Annotated in this window: 22 protein-coding genes; 5 read left to right on the forward strand and 17 right to left on the reverse strand. The window is 53.2% G+C overall.

The annotated features are described in order from the left end of the window. Window positions 1-12: 12 nt before the first annotated feature. Both mmsB and FPL19_RS08995 read left to right on the forward strand, forming a co-directional pair. Window positions 13-906 (forward strand): 3-hydroxyisobutyrate dehydrogenase, encoded by an 894-nt coding sequence (gene mmsB / locus FPL19_RS08990; RefSeq protein ID WP_150912096.1) that lies wholly within the window; start codon window positions 13-15, stop codon window positions 904-906. Window positions 907-967: 61 nt separating this feature from the next. Further along, window positions 968-1,456 (forward strand): NADAR family protein, encoded by a 489-nt coding sequence (locus FPL19_RS08995; protein WP_150912097.1) that lies wholly within the window; start codon window positions 968-970, stop codon window positions 1,454-1,456. On the opposite strand, the gene FPL19_RS09000 is transcribed toward FPL19_RS08995, so the two are convergent. After that, window positions 1,457-2,314, reverse strand: a complete 858-nt coding sequence (locus FPL19_RS09000) for a mechanosensitive ion channel domain-containing protein (protein WP_191965240.1) — start codon at window positions 2,312-2,314, stop codon at window positions 1,457-1,459. A 99-nt stretch (window positions 2,315-2,413) separates the two neighbouring features. Here FPL19_RS09000 and FPL19_RS09005 point away from each other — a divergent pair, with 99 nt between their 5' ends. After that, complete coding sequence (locus tag FPL19_RS09005) at window positions 2,414-3,592, forward strand: magnesium transporter (RefSeq protein ID WP_225314350.1); 1,179 nt, start codon at window positions 2,414-2,416, stop codon at window positions 3,590-3,592. On the opposite strand, the gene FPL19_RS09010 is transcribed toward FPL19_RS09005, so the two are convergent. From FPL19_RS09010 to FPL19_RS09040, 7 genes are all read right to left on the reverse strand, one after another. After that, a complete protein-coding gene (locus FPL19_RS09010; protein ID WP_150912098.1) occupies window positions 3,589-4,920 on the reverse strand; it encodes an MFS transporter in 1,332 nt (443 codons plus the stop codon). The two genes, FPL19_RS09005 and FPL19_RS09010, sit on opposite strands and share 4 nt — an antisense overlap. Before the next feature lie 95 nt (window positions 4,921-5,015). Beyond that, window positions 5,016-6,008, reverse strand: coding sequence for a serine hydrolase domain-containing protein (locus FPL19_RS09015; protein ID WP_150912099.1), 993 nt, complete (start codon window positions 6,006-6,008; stop codon window positions 5,016-5,018). A gap of 60 nt (window positions 6,009-6,068) precedes the next feature. Further along, entirely contained in the window at window positions 6,069-6,470 is a 402-nt protein-coding gene (locus FPL19_RS09020) for a hypothetical protein (RefSeq protein ID WP_150912100.1), read from the reverse strand. 33 nt (window positions 6,471-6,503) lie between these two features. Next, complete coding sequence (locus FPL19_RS09025; protein WP_150912101.1) at window positions 6,504-6,917, reverse strand: GFA family protein; 414 nt, start codon at window positions 6,915-6,917, stop codon at window positions 6,504-6,506. Then, the gene (locus FPL19_RS09030; RefSeq protein ID WP_150912102.1) at window positions 6,904-7,653 is read right to left on the reverse strand and encodes a class I SAM-dependent methyltransferase; all 750 of its coding nucleotides are present in this window, start codon (window positions 7,651-7,653) and stop codon (window positions 6,904-6,906) included. Before FPL19_RS09030 ends, FPL19_RS09025 begins: the two co-directional genes overlap by 14 nt. A 32-nt stretch (window positions 7,654-7,685) precedes the next feature. Next, window positions 7,686-8,186, reverse strand: a complete 501-nt coding sequence (locus FPL19_RS09035; RefSeq protein WP_150912103.1) for a pyridoxamine 5'-phosphate oxidase family protein — start codon at window positions 8,184-8,186, stop codon at window positions 7,686-7,688. 34 nt (window positions 8,187-8,220) lie between these two features. Continuing rightward, entirely contained in the window at window positions 8,221-8,679 is a 459-nt protein-coding gene (locus FPL19_RS09040) for a DUF3291 domain-containing protein (RefSeq protein WP_150912104.1), read from the reverse strand. A gap of 130 nt (window positions 8,680-8,809) precedes the next feature. Here FPL19_RS09040 and FPL19_RS09045 point away from each other — a divergent pair, with 130 nt between their 5' ends. Next, window positions 8,810-9,121, forward strand: coding sequence for a BrnT family toxin (locus FPL19_RS09045; protein ID WP_150912105.1), 312 nt, complete (start codon window positions 8,810-8,812; stop codon window positions 9,119-9,121). Beyond that, the gene (locus FPL19_RS09050) at window positions 9,096-9,368 is read left to right on the forward strand and encodes a BrnA antitoxin family protein (protein WP_150912106.1); all 273 of its coding nucleotides are present in this window, start codon (window positions 9,096-9,098) and stop codon (window positions 9,366-9,368) included. The genes FPL19_RS09045 and FPL19_RS09050 overlap by 26 nt, the downstream gene beginning before the upstream one ends. A gap of 88 nt (window positions 9,369-9,456) precedes the next feature. Here FPL19_RS09050 and FPL19_RS09055 read toward each other — a convergent pair whose 3' ends face one another. The 9 genes from FPL19_RS09055 to FPL19_RS09095 form a co-directional block, all read right to left on the reverse strand. After that, on the reverse strand, window positions 9,457-10,041 hold the full coding sequence (locus FPL19_RS09055; protein ID WP_150912107.1) for a hypothetical protein: 585 nt from the start codon (window positions 10,039-10,041) through the stop codon (window positions 9,457-9,459). 104 nt (window positions 10,042-10,145) lie between these two features. Next, window positions 10,146-10,727 carry a Swt1 family HEPN domain-containing protein gene (locus tag FPL19_RS09060; RefSeq protein ID WP_150912108.1) on the reverse strand — a complete coding sequence of 194 codons (582 nt, stop codon included), beginning with the start codon at window positions 10,725-10,727 and terminating at the stop codon, window positions 10,146-10,148. Beyond that, window positions 10,724-11,356 (reverse strand): DUF5343 domain-containing protein, encoded by a 633-nt coding sequence (locus tag FPL19_RS09065; RefSeq protein ID WP_150912109.1) that lies wholly within the window; start codon window positions 11,354-11,356, stop codon window positions 10,724-10,726. The genes FPL19_RS09060 and FPL19_RS09065 overlap by 4 nt, the downstream gene beginning before the upstream one ends. A gap of 94 nt (window positions 11,357-11,450) precedes the next feature. After that, window positions 11,451-11,918 carry a hypothetical protein gene (locus FPL19_RS09070; RefSeq protein ID WP_150912110.1) on the reverse strand — a complete coding sequence of 156 codons (468 nt, stop codon included), beginning with the start codon at window positions 11,916-11,918 and terminating at the stop codon, window positions 11,451-11,453. A gap of 5 nt (window positions 11,919-11,923) precedes the next feature. Further along, on the reverse strand, window positions 11,924-12,205 hold the full coding sequence (locus FPL19_RS09075; RefSeq protein WP_150912111.1) for an ECs_2282 family putative zinc-binding protein: 282 nt from the start codon (window positions 12,203-12,205) through the stop codon (window positions 11,924-11,926). Window positions 12,206-12,289: 84 nt separating this feature from the next. Then, window positions 12,290-13,015: a hypothetical protein gene (locus FPL19_RS09080; RefSeq protein ID WP_191965241.1), complete on the reverse strand. Its 726-nt coding sequence runs from the start codon at window positions 13,013-13,015 to the stop codon at window positions 12,290-12,292. Window positions 13,016-13,078: 63 nt separating this feature from the next. Then, entirely contained in the window at window positions 13,079-13,738 is a 660-nt protein-coding gene (locus FPL19_RS09085) for a hypothetical protein (protein WP_150912113.1), read from the reverse strand. A gap of 110 nt (window positions 13,739-13,848) precedes the next feature. Beyond that, window positions 13,849-14,151: a type II toxin-antitoxin system RelE/ParE family toxin gene (locus FPL19_RS09090; RefSeq protein ID WP_150912114.1), complete on the reverse strand. Its 303-nt coding sequence runs from the start codon at window positions 14,149-14,151 to the stop codon at window positions 13,849-13,851. Further along, a complete protein-coding gene (locus FPL19_RS09095; RefSeq protein WP_150912115.1) occupies window positions 14,139-14,396 on the reverse strand; it encodes a type II toxin-antitoxin system Phd/YefM family antitoxin in 258 nt (85 codons plus the stop codon). Before FPL19_RS09095 ends, FPL19_RS09090 begins: the two co-directional genes overlap by 13 nt. Between the last annotated feature and the right edge of the window lie 67 nt (window positions 14,397-14,463).

Here is a 14,463-nt window from a genome sequence, read left to right on the forward strand (position 1 = left end):
AGGAGAACAGACATGGCGACCATTACCTTTATAGGTCTGGGCAACATGGGCGGCCCCATGGCCGGGAACCTGCTGAAAGCCGGCCACGAGCTGACCGTATTTGATTTGTCCGAATCCGCCGTAAAAACCCTGGTAGACCAGGGTGCCAAAACCGCTGACACGGTACTGGAGGCCGTAAGGGACGCCCAGGTGGTGATCACCATGCTGCCAGCCGGGCAGCATGTTGAAACCGTCTATCTGGGCGAGCACGGCCTGCTGGCGCACCTGCCGGCAGCTACCCTGGTGATTGATTCCTCCACCATTGCCCCGGAAACCTCCCGCTCCGTTGCTGATGCTGCCAGGTCAGCCGACATTACCTTGCTGGATGCTCCGGTGTCCGGTGGCGTCGCCGGGGCCAAAGCCGGCTCGCTGACCTTTATCTGTGGAGGTGAGGCTGAGGCTTTCGAGCGCGCCCGCCCGATTCTGGAGAACATGGGCAAGAACGTTTTCCATGCAGGTCCCAGCGGTGCCGGGCAGATCGCGAAGATCTGCAACAACATGCTGCTGGCCATCCAGATGGCGGGCACCAGTGAAGCCCTGGCCCTGGGCGTTAAAAACGGCCTGGACCCGGCCGTCCTGTCGGAAATCATGAAGAAAAGTTCCGGTGGCAACTGGGTGTTGAACGGCTACAACCCCTGGCCGGGGGTAATGGAAGCTGCGCCGGCTTCCAGGGATTACGCCGGCGGATTTCTGGTGAACCTGATGACCAAGGACCTGGGCCTGGCGATGGAAAATGCCACCGCCAACCATTCGCCGGTGCCGATGGGTTCCCTGGCACGTAACCTTTTCGAGTTCCACGCCGCACAGGGCAACGGTCAGCTGGATTTCTCCAGCATCCAGCGCTTTTATCGTCCGGATCCCGAGTGATCCGGACGACGGGTTTGGTTAAACTGTTTGCTCACTTTTTATCGCGGCGGTTACCTTTACCATGTCCCTTTTCCCTACAGACGACGGCGAGAACGATCTGTTCACCTCTCGAACAGATCCAGACAGCCCCTTCGGAACCTATGCGCCTTTCAGTTTTGAGCTGGAGGGCAAGGTGTGGCCCACCGTCGAGCACTATTTTCAGGGCATGAAGTTCAGCGATGAAGCCCGGCAGGAAAAGATTCGGGCAGCCGAATCGCCCGCGCTTGCCAGGAAGCTTGGCCGCAAGCGCAGCAAAAGCTTCCGCAAGGACTGGAAAGAAGTTCGTCAGACCATCATGACCCGGGGAGTCTATACCCGCTGCCGGACACACCCTGAGCTAGCCGACGCCCTTCTGGAAACCGGTGACCAGAAGATTGTCGAAAACAGCAACTTTGACTATTTCTGGGGCTGTGGCAGGGACAGGCGGGGCAATAATGCCTACGGACGGGTGTTGATGAATGTGCGGGCAAAGCTGAGCGAAGAGCGGGCATCCCCAGAGGATGCCCGTTAACTACCCTTCTTTTTTCGCGGAATAGTCCGTATCCGCAAAAACCTCCGACAGAATGGTCTGTTCAATGTAACTGCGCTGACCTGATTTGGCGGGCAGCCTGACGGTCAGGTGAATTTCGCCGGCAGCCGGGGTGTGAATGGTGACTCGTGGGTCAACGGAAGGCACTTCCAGGCCGCGGGACACGCCGAACTTGTTCATGTGTTTCCGGACTGACTCCAGGTAAGGCTCACACTGTCGGTTGGCGGCGGCCAGCAGGGCTGCCTGGGCCGCTTGCCATTTGTCTTCCCGTTTGAAAGGCACGGTAAACATGTGGAAGTCCCAGTGGTCGGTAAAGCTCTCGTTGACGACCGGCTCGGAGACGAACAGGGCGTTCGGTATCACGATCATTCGCCCGGTGCGCTGATGGCCGGTTTTGCCGGGGCCGACTTCCAGAATGGTGGTTGCCAGCAGGGTCTGGTCGATGACATCCCCCCGAAAATCCTTTACCTGAATGCGATCCCCCAGATTAAAGGACCCCGCGCCGCTTTTCAGAATGGCGCCTGATACACAAAGGATCAGCTCTTTGGTGGCAACCACGAAGGCCACCGCAATGGCGACGATAGACAGCGCCAGTGACCGGATCTGGTCACCCCAGATCAGTGCCAGCCCCAGTACCGCCAACAACAGAAAACCATTGCGGAAGTTCACCAGCAAGCGCCCGCGCAATTCAGCAGACGCGACATTCCGGCGGATGAAGCGGGCGGTCAGTGTGCGAAGAATAACAATCGCCAGAATCAGCAGGCCGGTGCTGATCAGCAGTCGTAGCATGTTATCCGGAAGCGACAGATTTTCGGGCACGAAGGCCAGGCTTTCGAGCATGTTTCAGTTCCGTGACAGGTACGTTAAATGATGCATTGTCACGGGAAATTGCCCGGCCTGCTATAGTCATATTCCCTTGACTGAGGCCTGGAGTGAGACATGTCTCAAAGTATGGAATTGACTGAACGGATCGAGCAGATCCGCGACCTTACCCCGCTGGATGCCGCCGAAGAACTTGTCGCGCTGTCCGCGGACGATATCCAGTTCATCCTGTCGCGACTGCCGTCGGACCAGGCGCTGGCCATCGCCTCCCATCTGGCCCAGGTTGCTGCGCCGGATGAGGCCGCCACCCGGGCCGTCATTTCCGGTATGGAAGCCACCATCGGGGAGTTGATGACCCCGGTTACCGCGACGCTGCCGGAAGACTATACCGTTGCCGAGGCGCTGACCTTTATGGTGAAAAGTGCCGACGTTACCGAGATCAGTTACATCTTCGTGACCAGCAGCGACCGGCTGGTGGGCGTCGTGGGCATGCGGGACCTGATTCTGGCGAAACCCTCTGAAACCCTGTCCGCGATTATGGTGCGGGAACCCTTCGCCTTCCAGCAGGAAACTCCGGTGGAAGACGCGGTCAGCGAGGTGATGTACCGCCACTACCGTATGTACCCGGTGGTGGATGATGACAATCAGGTGGTGGGCGAGGTGCGTGGCTGGAAGCTTTACGAACGCGTGGCTTCCGTACTCAGCGCCCAGGCCGGCTCCCAGTATGGCGTGGCAAAGGAAGAGCAGATCAACACCCCGGTGCTGGCCGCTTTCCGTATGCGCCACCCCTGGCTGCAGGTCAACCTGATCACCGCGTTCGCGGCGGCCTTTGTGGTGGGCATGTTCGAGAGCACCATCACCCAGATTGTTGCGCTGGCGGCTTTTCTGCCGGTGCTGGCCGGGCAGAGTGGCAACACCGGTTGCCAGGCGCTGGCGATCACTCTGCGCGGCATGACGCTGGGGCAGATTAACGATTACCCGGTGCGGCGGCTGTTCCGCAAGGAAATCCTATTGGGGGCGCTTAACGGCGCGGCGGTCGGGGTGATCGCCGGCATCGCGATGTTTGCCTACGCCATGTCCACCGGTTCCGCCAACCCGGCCATGTTGGGGCTGGTCATCTTCATTGCCATGATCGGCGCCTGCATGGGCAGCGGAATATTCGGGGTCGCGGTGCCGCTGGTGCTGAAACGCTTTGGCGCCGACCCCGCCACCGCCAGCAGCATCTTTCTGACCACCTTCACCGATATTATCGGTATGGGCCTGATGCTGTTTCTGGCCACCTCGCTGGTGCTCTAGCGAGTGCCGGCGTCTGCCGTGTTCTCTTTGCTGGTGCCGGCGTCAGGCACTGTTAGCATCAGCAAAAAACCAGCCAGGAAAAATAGCAGAATCGTGCTCATGCCCCAGCGCTGGCTGCCGGTAGCGGCGGTGACAGCGCCCACCAGAAGTGGCCCGGCAAAGGCTGTCGCTTTGCCCGAGAAAGTAAACAGGCCGAACATCTGGTTGCGAAGGTGCTGCGGCGCGGCGCGGGCCAGATGGGATCGGCTGGCCGCCTGAAGCGGGCCGACGAAAATGCCCAGCGTCATGCCGAACACCCAGAACCAGAGCTCGCTCTGCACCACCAGTATCGCCGTGGCGCTTGCCCCGATGCCTGCCAATGACAGAAAAATCGTATTCCGGCCGCCGATGGCATCATCGACCCAGGCAAAAACCAGGGCGCCCAGGCCGGCAGTGACGTTCAGGGCAATGCCGAACTGCAGCACCTCGGTCTGGCTCATGTTGAAGGTTCCTGCGGCGTAAACTCCACCGAAGGTGAACACCGTGGCAAGGCCATCGGTGTACAGCATGCGCGCCACCAGAAACCGCAGAATATGGCCGTATTCCCGGGCCTTGGCCAGGGAGTCTTTCAGCTGGCCAAGGCCCGCCTTCAACGCCTGGCCGGCGGACAGCCCGGAAGACGGCTGGTCGGGCGTCAGAAAGAATAGCGGTAATGCAAACACCAGGTACCAGACCGCCACCAGAACGAAAGTGGCCCTCACGTGTTCTGCTTCTTCCCGGTTCAGCCCCAGGAATGACGGATCGGCCTCCACGAATCCGAACAGGGCCACAACCAGGCAGACAACGCCGCCGACATAGCCAAGGCCCCAGCCCCAGCCGGACCAGCGGCCAAGCTTTGCGGGAGCGGCCAGATCGGGCAGCATGGTGTTGTAGAAGATAAACGCGAATTCGGCTCCGAGAATACCCAGGCTGACCCAGATCACCGCCCACCAGAAATCCCCCATGCCCGGCTCCACAAACCAGAGCATGCCACTGGCCAGCACGCATAGGAGGGTAAAGCCGACAAGCCATGGCTTGCGGCGCCCGGACCGGTCCGCAATGGCACCCAGAACCGGTGCTGCCACCGCAATCACGACACCGGTAATGCCGACAATGTTGCCCCAGTATTCCGTGCCGGCCACCTTTTCGCCAACCACCGACTGGCTGAAGTAGCGGGCAAACACAAAGGTCAGGATGATGGTGAAAAAGGCGCTGTTAGCCCAGTCATAAAGCGCCCAGGACCATAGCGCTTTGCGGGATGCCCCGACAGTGGTGCCGCCGTTTTCGTGTTTTTCCTGCGTTGTCTGCATAAAAACCATCCGTTGACCGGGCTGAGCTCTATTCTTCACTATAACTGTCAGTGAACCCTATGTCTGGGGGAGCCAAAGCCGGACCGGATGTCCCGCTAGCGCAGAGCCGGAATCACGTGGTTTTCAATCAACTGGAACTGCTTGCGGAGATAGGACGAGCCCGGTGACGGCGGGGTCGGGTCTGAAGTCATGACCACGGTCAGTTCGAGGGCAGGCATCACGTAGAGCACCTGGCCGCCATAACCGCGCCCGTAGTAACCGGTTTCGCCCGCCAGCGGGCGTTCAAACCAGCCGTAGCCGTAGGGATCGTCGGTATAGGCGGACCGGCCACGCTCGGTCCAGGATTCGCTCACCCAGCCTTCCGGAAACAGACGCCGATCGCCCACCCGGCCCTGATTGCGATACAGCTCGCCGATTTTCACCAGGGCGCGGGGAGACAGGCGCATGTTGTTACCCCCGAAATAGATCCCCTGAGGGTCTCGACCCCAGGCCGGGAATCTGATGTCCAGGGGCTCGCCCAGCCATTCACGGGCCAGACTCAGGGTGCTGCGGTCAGCGCTTTCAGTCAGGGCCGCGGACAGCAGGTGGCTGCTGCCGGTGGAGTAGAGCATGCGCCCGCCCGGCTCATCCACAAAGGGCCGGGTAAGCACGTGATGCACCCAGTTATCGCTGTTGACCCAGGGACCGTAGTAACGGCCAGATGTGCGCTGCAGTCCTGCCTGCAAGGACAGCAGATGCCCCAGCGTAATGCGCTCCACGCCTTTAGTGGCCCTGGCCGGAACCCGGTCCCCCAGGGTTTCCACCACCGGCTGATCCGTTCCCTCAAACACACCCTTTTTGATGCCAATGCCGACCAGGGCGGCTAGCACGGTTTTGGACAGGGACTTGATGTTGACGGGCGTATCCAGGCCCCTGTTTTGTATATCCAGCGCCAGAACTTCCCGCCCCTGATGGACAACAATCAAGGTGTGCAGGCGTTCGAGCGTGATTGCCTCTTTTTCCACTGTGGTCTGCCAATCGTCGACATCGGCGTGACACAACAGAGGAACAACCAGAAGCAGTGCGAATACTACGGAATTCTTGAGCATTCTGACTATACGTCCGGACACTGCGATGGGCTCACGACGTTGATCTCCTGATCAGGCGCGCTAGGCCCAGCCCCGAAGCCTGGCCGCAATATAGGGTGCCAGCGCTGTAGCCGCCAGAACAACGGGCCAGATGTTCCCACCTTTGAACGTATAGGCCGCCAGCAACTCGGGCCAGGACTTCCCCTGCCAGAGCCCGAAGGAAAATTCGAAAACGATTGTGAGAACAAGCCAGCCAAGCCCGACAATGACAAACTGAACAGGGCGGCTGATTTGCAACCAGGGAAGCGACACGTAAGCCATGCCAATGATCAGCGCCGAGAGCAGCAATCCGCTTAGCACGAGCGAGGTCGGGGTTCCGAAAGCCGGTGTCAGCAAGGATTCGCGCGCGAGGCCGTTGGCAATGGCCAGAACAAGGATGCCGGCCCAGATTACCAGGGCCTTCAAAGCGATGACTGTCACCATAGCTTGTCCTCATCTTGAATTGCGCGGCACGCCTTATTTTCCGTCCTGCGCAACGTAAGCGGCCCCGAATTGCGGGAGGTCATCGTTAATCGGCCACCAATTCGCTTTTGACGCCGTGTAGCAGTGCGCAGATGGCTTCGCGTTCAATGGCTCATTGATCAGCCCGGCCCGAATCCGCACTACGCCCGGCAGCGACTCCTTTCTGCTGAAAACCGGCGATCCGCAGCGACTGCAAAAGATACGCTGCTTGCCCGGCGAGGACTCAAAGGCGGTTAGCAATTCCGCGCCGCTCTGGAGCTGAAACGCGGCTTCGTCCACCGGTATGTTTGTAGCGAGGGGCGTACCCTGTGCCCTGCGACACTGCGAGCAATGACACAGCTGAATGGGCGCCAGCTCGCCTTGAATCTGGAAACGGACTTCACCGCATAAGCAATTACCTGAGTACACGGGGCTCTCCTTCTTTGGGTCTGACGTCTGGTTTGGCTCTACCGCCCGGCCCGTCTGCGTGCGCTGCCGTGTTAGCGCCAGTGAAAATGACGGACACAGGCTTATGTGTCTCGGGGTGAATGGGCTCGTGTATCTCCCGTATTTGAAACCCGTTGTCTGAAAACAGCGCCACCCAGCTTCCGAGTGTTCTGAAGTACCAGGGGGCGGGATCGATAAAGTCCGGGCCAAAACCCGCCCAGGAGCCGTCCCGCCAACCGTCGATATAAGGTAGGTCGCTTGCCGACACCGGGTGAGGTGTCTGAACAATAAACACCCCGCCCGCTTTCAGGATCGCCGATACCGCTTCAAACAGCGTATCGACCGACTCCTTCCCGAGCAGCGAAAAATTACAGACAACAATGTCGAACGAACCGTCGACGGCACCTGCCGCGATGTCCTCGTAAGAGGCCACCAGAAAACGTCCCCCGCCTGCCTTTTCCGCCTGCTCAATCAGATCAGGCACGACATCAACCCCAACTAAATTCGGGACTCGAGACGCCAATTCACGGATAAGCCATCCCTCGCCGCACCCAATATCGAGCAAAGATACAGGAGAATGACTTAATACAGCCTCGACGATTGCTTTGTTCGTGATCAGTCTGCGGCTCTCGATATGACCACCGCGCACAGCTTCGGTCCACTGAGATGAATTCTTTCCCCAGGAGTCGACAATCTTTTCGTCACTGTGCGGGTTCATAGGGCAGTCCGTTTTAAGCCGCTAGCGCTGATTTACGCATGCTCTGGCCACATCCCGTCCATCATCACCGGATAGGTGACAGGTTTGTAATGGGTAAAATCAATATCCCTGACGTGGGTAAAGTCTGTCCATAGCATACGCGCCCCTTTCATCCAGTGAGACGGCCTGACCCGCTTTTCGATCTTCTCGATTTCGTCAGGTGTGGCTTCACGAACCGGCCCGACTTTGCCGTAGAGCCTTACCCCCGGGGGCGCAACGAAACGGCCCTTTAACAGTGATTTAAACCAGAATAGCCGACCTGCATTGACCGCCATGACGCAGACATCAGGATTCTGGTCGATGTTCTTACCCAGGGCCTCGGCGTAATGATCAAAGAAATACCCCGTCTGATCATCGCGCAGAAAGACAGTGCCGACGGGCGTAATATGGGGAGTGCTATCGGGGTTAACGGTTGCTATTGAGCAGTAGATACTGGAGGCCTGACCTTGTTCCAGTGCCGACTTCACTTTCTGCCAGTCATCCTTGATGTTCATTGTTAGTCCTTTTGTGTATCTGTCAGCCCGGGTTTTATGCTGGGCGTCCGGCGGAAACCGGGAATGGTTTCTTGAAGGTGAAAGCCTCCGTGGTTGGGCCATGCTCTCGCAGAATGTTCAGCTTCTGCGCCGCCTCTTCAATTGAAGGAATGTGATCGGCAGGCACCCACCAAAGTACCATGTATGCCTCACCCATTTTGTCGAACCACTCTTTCTTGCGGCGCATGATCTCGACATGTGCAGACCGATAAACGTATTTGTGCAAAGCCTCGATCGAATCCCAGAGGGAAAGATTCACGATCTTGTCGGAGCCGAAATAATCAATGCTGGTAGCATCACCGTCTTCGGTTTGTAGCCGCCAGACAAAACCAGGGGCTTCATCTGCCAACGCATTAATCCGATCGAGATTCGCGACAAAATCGGAAAGCTGCGGCGAATCTATCGGTGCCAACAGCGTGGCAATGTTGAGTTGTGCAATATGATACTTACTCACAGTTTCTTCCCTGAAAACACCTAACGCCAGTAGCATGCGCGCCCTTGGAATGGAGCCCAAGGCGCACGTCGCCGTGCCTGCATTGGTTAGCGCTTGTTGACGCCTGCGTATATGCTGATAATTTACTTTTATGATCAATTGGGCACAAGTTACTGGCTTTGACTGGGACGAAGGCAACTCCCGCAAAAACGCGGAGAAACATGGCGTCAGTCAGTCCGAAGCGGAAGAAATTTTCTTTAATGAGCCGCTTCTGTTACCGGAAGACTCCAAACACAGCCAGGCTGAGGCCCGTTTTCACGCTCTTGGTGAAACAGATGATCGGAGGATGCTTCACATCACGTTTGCATTAAGGCAGGGCGACACGCTGGTTCGGGTGATTGCCGCTCGAGACATGCACCGCAAAGGGAGGGCTGTTTATGAGCAAGTTAAAAAAGATGCCTGAGTTCAAAACTGAATCAGAAGAGCGAGCGTTCTGGGAAACCCACGACTCCTCCGATTACCTGGACTGGAGTCACGCAAAACCAGCTTCTTTTCCGAAGTTGAAGCCCTCAACCAAGACAATCTCACTCCGCTTGCCCGAAACTCTGCTTGATCGGATCAAAATCGAGGCCAACAAGCGAGATATGCCCTATCAGTCTTTGATCAAAGCTTGGCTTGCAGATGACGTGGACGACAGCCGTCGGGCATGAAGTGCTAACGCTTGCAGCATGCGCGCCCACGGAGTGGGGCCGAAGGCGCAATGTAGTGGGCGTCGCCGCGCCTACACTTGTTATATTCCTAATTGTTCTGCGAATTCTGCTTTGCGTGGTATTCGAGAATTTCAGGAAAATTGTCAGCCAGTTCGTCCTTGGAACGAGAAATTTGTAAGTATAAATTGTCTCCAAATTCTTTCACTGTTTCTTCTATGCGTCCCTGCATCCCATTCTTCCTACCAGTCAACATTGTGCTTCCAAATGTAAAAGTTACTGGTGCAAATGTAGTGCTACCGTCTTCCAATTCTTGTGCGTAAGGCACTGCGACGCTGGCGTAAAAGATAAGATTCGCTTCGACATGAATTGCACATGAATAGTTGTTTGTGCCAAATCCTAGTGCGGTAATCTTTATCACATTTGGGAAAAATGATTCTTCTGCTGAAATAGAGAATCCGTTTTGACGGAGAGCTAACTCCATCTTGTCTTTCATTTTCGAGGGTTGAGGAAGGCAGCCATCAGAAACTTGGTCACTATATTCGATAAAAAAATTATCCCTTAAGGCAATTAGGCTCCCAATTCCTCCATCAAACAGAAGAGACGAACTATCTTCCGCCGAAGCTAGATTTGGAACGGAAAGCATCAGAACTAAAATGTAGAAATAATTTTTCATACTAACTCCTTGTTTCGCCTTTCTCTTTATATAACGCCGGCGGAACGGGCCGGTTTGTGGAGCGGCAGCGGAACAAAGCGGTCCCGTTGACGCACTTGTTAACTTTAAGTCGACTGAAGCCGTATCCAATCTTTGACTGTTAGCTCTAGCCTGAGCACCTCATCCTCAGAAAGAGGGCTGCAGTGAGCAATCGGCCCCCTGAGTACATTCAAATTCGTCATTATTTTTGTGAATGCTTTTGGGCTCTTAAAAATATCACCAAAATCTGCCCAATTGGCTTTTACAATCTCTCCGAGCTCCCCAAAAGTGGTGTAATTAATTTCATTTTCCGATCTCGGAGTTACACCTGCATCAAGCTCACGCTGCATGTTTTGTGAAACGCTTGTTTGAATATTTGGCGGGACAGTTGATGCCCACCAACCACCCCCATGTATTGCTTCTAGCTTGCCGACGACGATATTTCTAGCCGACCGTTCCAAGCAATAGAAAGTCATATAGTGTTGAGCCATCTGATTCGCTTCGCGAAATATGCTCTCTTCAAAATAATCGGATATGCTGCTCTCTACCCTATGATCTTTCTCCACAAGCCTTAACTGGCCACTTTCCTCTAAGCGCTCTAAATCGCCATTAGCTGCCATGCAGCTAAAATAAAAAGAACGTAAACGATTCTCGATGTGATCCGTCACAGTAGATTCTCCTTTAGGCTCTTAAATATGGCGTTAAAAACCTTGGGATCATCAGTGTTTGGCAGGATTAAGTTGATGTTGTAAGCAAGACCAAGCTTTCCTACGTGATGTTGAGCGACTGCCTGAGGTGGCTCTTCTGGCGAGTTTTGTTCGTCCGACTCGGTCGCTTCTTCATAATCAGAGTCGTCTTCGGCTCCATCGACCGCAGTAAAGTCGGCAAGCTTTTTTGCTTCGAGGAACGTATTGGTAATTCTCTTTGCTGTCACGTTATCGTGGTCTAGGCCGGTTTCGGCGCAAACTAACTCGTGAAATTTTGCCTTAGTCAGCTCATAAAACCGCTCATTTCTGTCGTAAAGGGGCTTATATGCCTGCATCAGACCCCTAGCCAAAGCTCTTTGTGACAAGTGGGGCGTTCTAAACTGCTTATAAAGAGACGTCGGAACCCCGGACGCATCTATAAAACCGAGACTTTTTGCATAAGAGATAAATGCTTTATCGTTTGCCCCCTCAAACCCCAATGTGGTCGATAGGTAGTTCTGCGTGAACTTTGCAGGGGTAGGAGCTTCTTTTATTTTTTCTAAAATCTTCTTCACCGCCGAAGCAGAAATCATATAGGGAAGCTGAGCCATACTATCTCCTTTTAGTTAACGCGGAGCTTTGCGGCAATTTTGGAGCCGCGCAGCGGTGGAAAAATTGTCCGGCAACAGCGGCTTGTTATATGTGCTAAAGCGTAGCATGGGCAACTTTCTCAAACGGTTCACCTTCAGCATTCTTCCACTGCAGCTTTATTGCGTGCTTACGCTTGGTCTGCATGCTAAATGCTGCGATTAGTTCTACGGTCTGCCCTGGTTCCATTGACTCCATTGGAAATTTTTCCTTCAAGTCCGAATCTATAATGCAGTCGTTACCCTCTGGAAGCTCAACGCTTACCTGATAAGCGGTGGCCTTACCTTTGTTGAAAATCTTGAGGCGGTGTTTTTTACTACCTAGGGTAATGAAGTTTGCCCCGAGGTCTGCCGTATTTTCACTCTGGGCTTCCCTCTCTTCTTTATCGAGCATTAATGCATTCAGTTTGTGCTGAATTTCAATAAGCTCTTCTTCTTTCTTACGTAAACCTCGCGAACGCCAAGTCGCATACCCCGAAAAAAGAAGAGCTACCGCCGCAATTATGTCTCCCAGAGATACATCCATAAGCCCTACTTAAACTTTATGTTTTTGTTACCACTGAATGCTTTCTTCAGGGACTTCTTCGTTTCATTAGCCACGTCATCTAAGGCTTGCTCGCCTATCTCTCTCATGTGCTCATCTAAATTTTCCGAATTCTCATGGATGAGCTCTTCTTTAGTCATTTCGCGATCACAGGAGACACAACGTACTTTTGCATGATCGCTTTCAACCGCTTCGTCATACTCAAATTGTGTTGCCCCACAAGTCGGGCACTGAAGCGATACGTTCCGATCATATTTATCAGAGTTCATAGTTCCCCCTTCGGTGACAACATATAACGCTTGCAGCAGGGGCGCGACGCCAGGAGCGTCCCTTGCCTGCACTTGTTAGCAAATTCACCTTAACTTCCAAGCAATAAGCTTTTTATTTTTTATTAGCCTATATGTTTTATTTAGGTGTTCGTAATAATCGTCTTTCTCATCTGCAAAATCACTGAGAAATAGCTTAGTTAACTCTGGACTTGGGGACAACTCTTCCCCTGCTAGGTAGTCGATCATAGTGTCGCGGTAATGCGTAAGCTCAATTATTTCTTCGTAAGTAGAGTGAATCGATAGAAACAATTTCTTATCTAAAGCTGCAATATCCGGGATAAGCCTCTCATACATAGAAGTATGGAATTTTGGAATAGCTTGGCCTGAAGAGTATTCGTCTTCTGGATCTTCTTTTGATCTAAAGTGCTCCGAACCATTTCTCGCAATATGCAAGTAATGAATCGTATTTTTTTCCTTCTCAAAATCTTCTTTTAACTCTGACAATATCCTGAACATTGAAACGAGTGACCAATGATTTTTTTCAATTTCGTCAGCAATCAGCAACTTTATCGCTTCAATATTCCTTTTCTTATCAGATCGCTTCTTGTAAAAATCAAAAAACTCCCTCAAAGCAAAAAGCGCGATCGCCACTACCACAGTGGCTGGCAATAGGTTAAATTCACCTTCAGCTATCTTGCGCGCCATCAACTGAAATGAGGTGGAGCGAGTTATCTCTATGAAAAATGAAAGAATAACGTACGCGAACCCCATGACAAGAACAGCAAAAATCGCTCCTAGAAGTTCTGGCAAGATATTTTTCAATAGATCTCTAATGTCAAATCTCCATGACGGCTAACGCTACGATAACCGGCATCATGAAACATGATGAAGCGAAGCGGAGTTTTGTTTAATGGTGTCCGCATTCATCGGCTTGTTAGGTTCATATTTGGAGTCACGCTCGAGAAAAGACATAAAATATTCTGCATTTTCTTCGTGACCAGACTCTTCCAACATTAGCCACGCAGCGGGTAAAAAGAACACCAGAAAAAAGAAAATGAAAGCAAATCCTTGAAAACCACTCACCTGAACCAAAATTGGGGCATACATAAGTGCCATTACCGCCAAGAATGCATACACAAAATACGCCAAAAAAGCTTTATGCTTTGCAGCCTTCCTCTTCTTCTTATTATTATATTTTTCTTTATATTCAAAAAACTTGCTAAATTCGTTGTATTCGACCATGAATCGGGCACTTTTATAAAGCTGGAAAGCCCTCAATGGATTTTGCAGGTTAATCAGTCTCATTATCTCCGAGTAATTCAAGGAGAACTTCAGATAATTCTTAAAAGCATGCTCGACAACTATATTTGGCCTTCCCTCAAGTCCCTGAGCCATAAAGCTCCTTAAAATTTCAAAGCTGTCATGCTGCTTCGATTCCTTCCGTTCCGGAAGGTAAGATTTAACCTGGGTAAAGGTAAGAGTTACGACTGCACCTATCAGGGCCTTAATAATATGAGGGTAATACTCTTCCATCTATGAAATTCCATTCACTTGTTGAAAACTTCGAAAAACCTAACGCCGAAGCGCACCGGTGACTTTGACGTAGCGAAGCGGAGGCAAAGGCATCCGGGTGACGCGCCTGGTTAGCTGTTCCCAAGCATGTAGGCACGAAGCTGTCGCTCCTCTCGCATAACAAAAAGGACGAGAACCCGCTTCTCATCCTCACGATAAAAAATGCGACACGGAGGAACCACTACCTCCCTGTATACCGAATTAGGCAGCTCTGGTGGAGTCCGTCCTGATTGGGGAAAATCTTCCAAACGCTCGGTCTTATTAAAAACTTCCCGGACCAGATGATTTGCGGCAGCAGGATTATCCAGAGCAATGTACTCAGCGAGGGCACCCAGCTCTTGAAGGGCGGGCTCAGTCCATATTACTTCAGCCATTTACTCATTTTCTCCCTGGCCTCACTTTGGCTGTACGTTCTTCCCTCAAATACAGCACGCTCTCCCCGTGAGAGCCCCTCAAGCAGCTCAAGTCGGCGTTGCATAAACTCGTAGTCCTGCACATCGACAAGATATGCGGATGGCTGACCATGCTCCGTGATCAGTATCGGCTCTTTAGACAAGTGCAGATCTGCCAGAATCTTTGTGGCTTGGCGCTTGAGGTTCGTAACAAGCTCAACTTTCATGGACTCACCGTGAATTAGACTGGTAGTGGCACTATAGTATCACTTTGCAGTTGGGGCAATCACAGCT

It is taken from the genome of Marinobacter halotolerans (genome assembly GCF_008795985.1).
GTDB classification, from domain to species: Bacteria; Pseudomonadota; Gammaproteobacteria; order Pseudomonadales; family Oleiphilaceae; genus Marinobacter; species Marinobacter halotolerans.

Excerpts from the sequence above, each read along its gene's own strand:
- FPL19_RS09070 (WP_150912110.1), bottom strand. The coding sequence starts at position 11,918 with ATGGATGTATCTCTGGGAGACATAATTGCGGCGGTAGCTCTTCTTTTT.
- FPL19_RS09095 (WP_150912115.1), bottom strand. The coding sequence starts at position 14,396 with ATGAAAGTTGAGCTTGTTACGAACCTCAAGCGCCAAGCCACAAAGATT.
- FPL19_RS09075 (WP_150912111.1), bottom strand. The coding sequence starts at position 12,205 with ATGAACTCTGATAAATATGATCGGAACGTATCGCTTCAGTGCCCGACT.
- FPL19_RS09015 (WP_150912099.1), bottom strand. The coding sequence starts at position 6,008 with ATGCTCAAGAATTCCGTAGTATTCGCACTGCTTCTGGTTGTTCCTCTG.
- FPL19_RS09045 (WP_150912105.1), top strand. The coding sequence starts at position 8,810 with ATGATCAATTGGGCACAAGTTACTGGCTTTGACTGGGACGAAGGCAAC.
- FPL19_RS09090 (WP_150912114.1), bottom strand. The coding sequence starts at position 14,151 with ATGGCTGAAGTAATATGGACTGAGCCCGCCCTTCAAGAGCTGGGTGCC.
- FPL19_RS09035 (WP_150912103.1), bottom strand. The coding sequence starts at position 8,186 with ATGAACATCAAGGATGACTGGCAGAAAGTGAAGTCGGCACTGGAACAA.
- FPL19_RS09010 (WP_150912098.1), bottom strand. The coding sequence starts at position 4,920 with ATGCAGACAACGCAGGAAAAACACGAAAACGGCGGCACCACTGTCGGG.
- FPL19_RS09020 (WP_150912100.1), bottom strand. The coding sequence starts at position 6,470 with ATGGTGACAGTCATCGCTTTGAAGGCCCTGGTAATCTGGGCCGGCATC.
- FPL19_RS08995 (WP_150912097.1), top strand. The coding sequence starts at position 968 with ATGTCCCTTTTCCCTACAGACGACGGCGAGAACGATCTGTTCACCTCT.
- FPL19_RS09030 (WP_150912102.1), bottom strand. The coding sequence starts at position 7,653 with ATGAACCCGCACAGTGACGAAAAGATTGTCGACTCCTGGGGAAAGAAT.
- FPL19_RS09085 (WP_150912113.1), bottom strand. The coding sequence starts at position 13,738 with ATGGAAGAGTATTACCCTCATATTATTAAGGCCCTGATAGGTGCAGTC.
- FPL19_RS09000 (WP_191965240.1), bottom strand. The coding sequence starts at position 2,314 with ATGCTCGAAAGCCTGGCCTTCGTGCCCGAAAATCTGTCGCTTCCGGAT.
- mmsB (WP_150912096.1), top strand. The coding sequence starts at position 13 with ATGGCGACCATTACCTTTATAGGTCTGGGCAACATGGGCGGCCCCATG.
- FPL19_RS09050 (WP_150912106.1), top strand. The coding sequence starts at position 9,096 with ATGAGCAAGTTAAAAAAGATGCCTGAGTTCAAAACTGAATCAGAAGAG.
- FPL19_RS09065 (WP_150912109.1), bottom strand. The coding sequence starts at position 11,356 with ATGGCTCAGCTTCCCTATATGATTTCTGCTTCGGCGGTGAAGAAGATT.
- FPL19_RS09005 (WP_225314350.1), top strand. The coding sequence starts at position 2,414 with ATGTCTCAAAGTATGGAATTGACTGAACGGATCGAGCAGATCCGCGAC.
- FPL19_RS09055 (WP_150912107.1), bottom strand. The coding sequence starts at position 10,041 with ATGAAAAATTATTTCTACATTTTAGTTCTGATGCTTTCCGTTCCAAAT.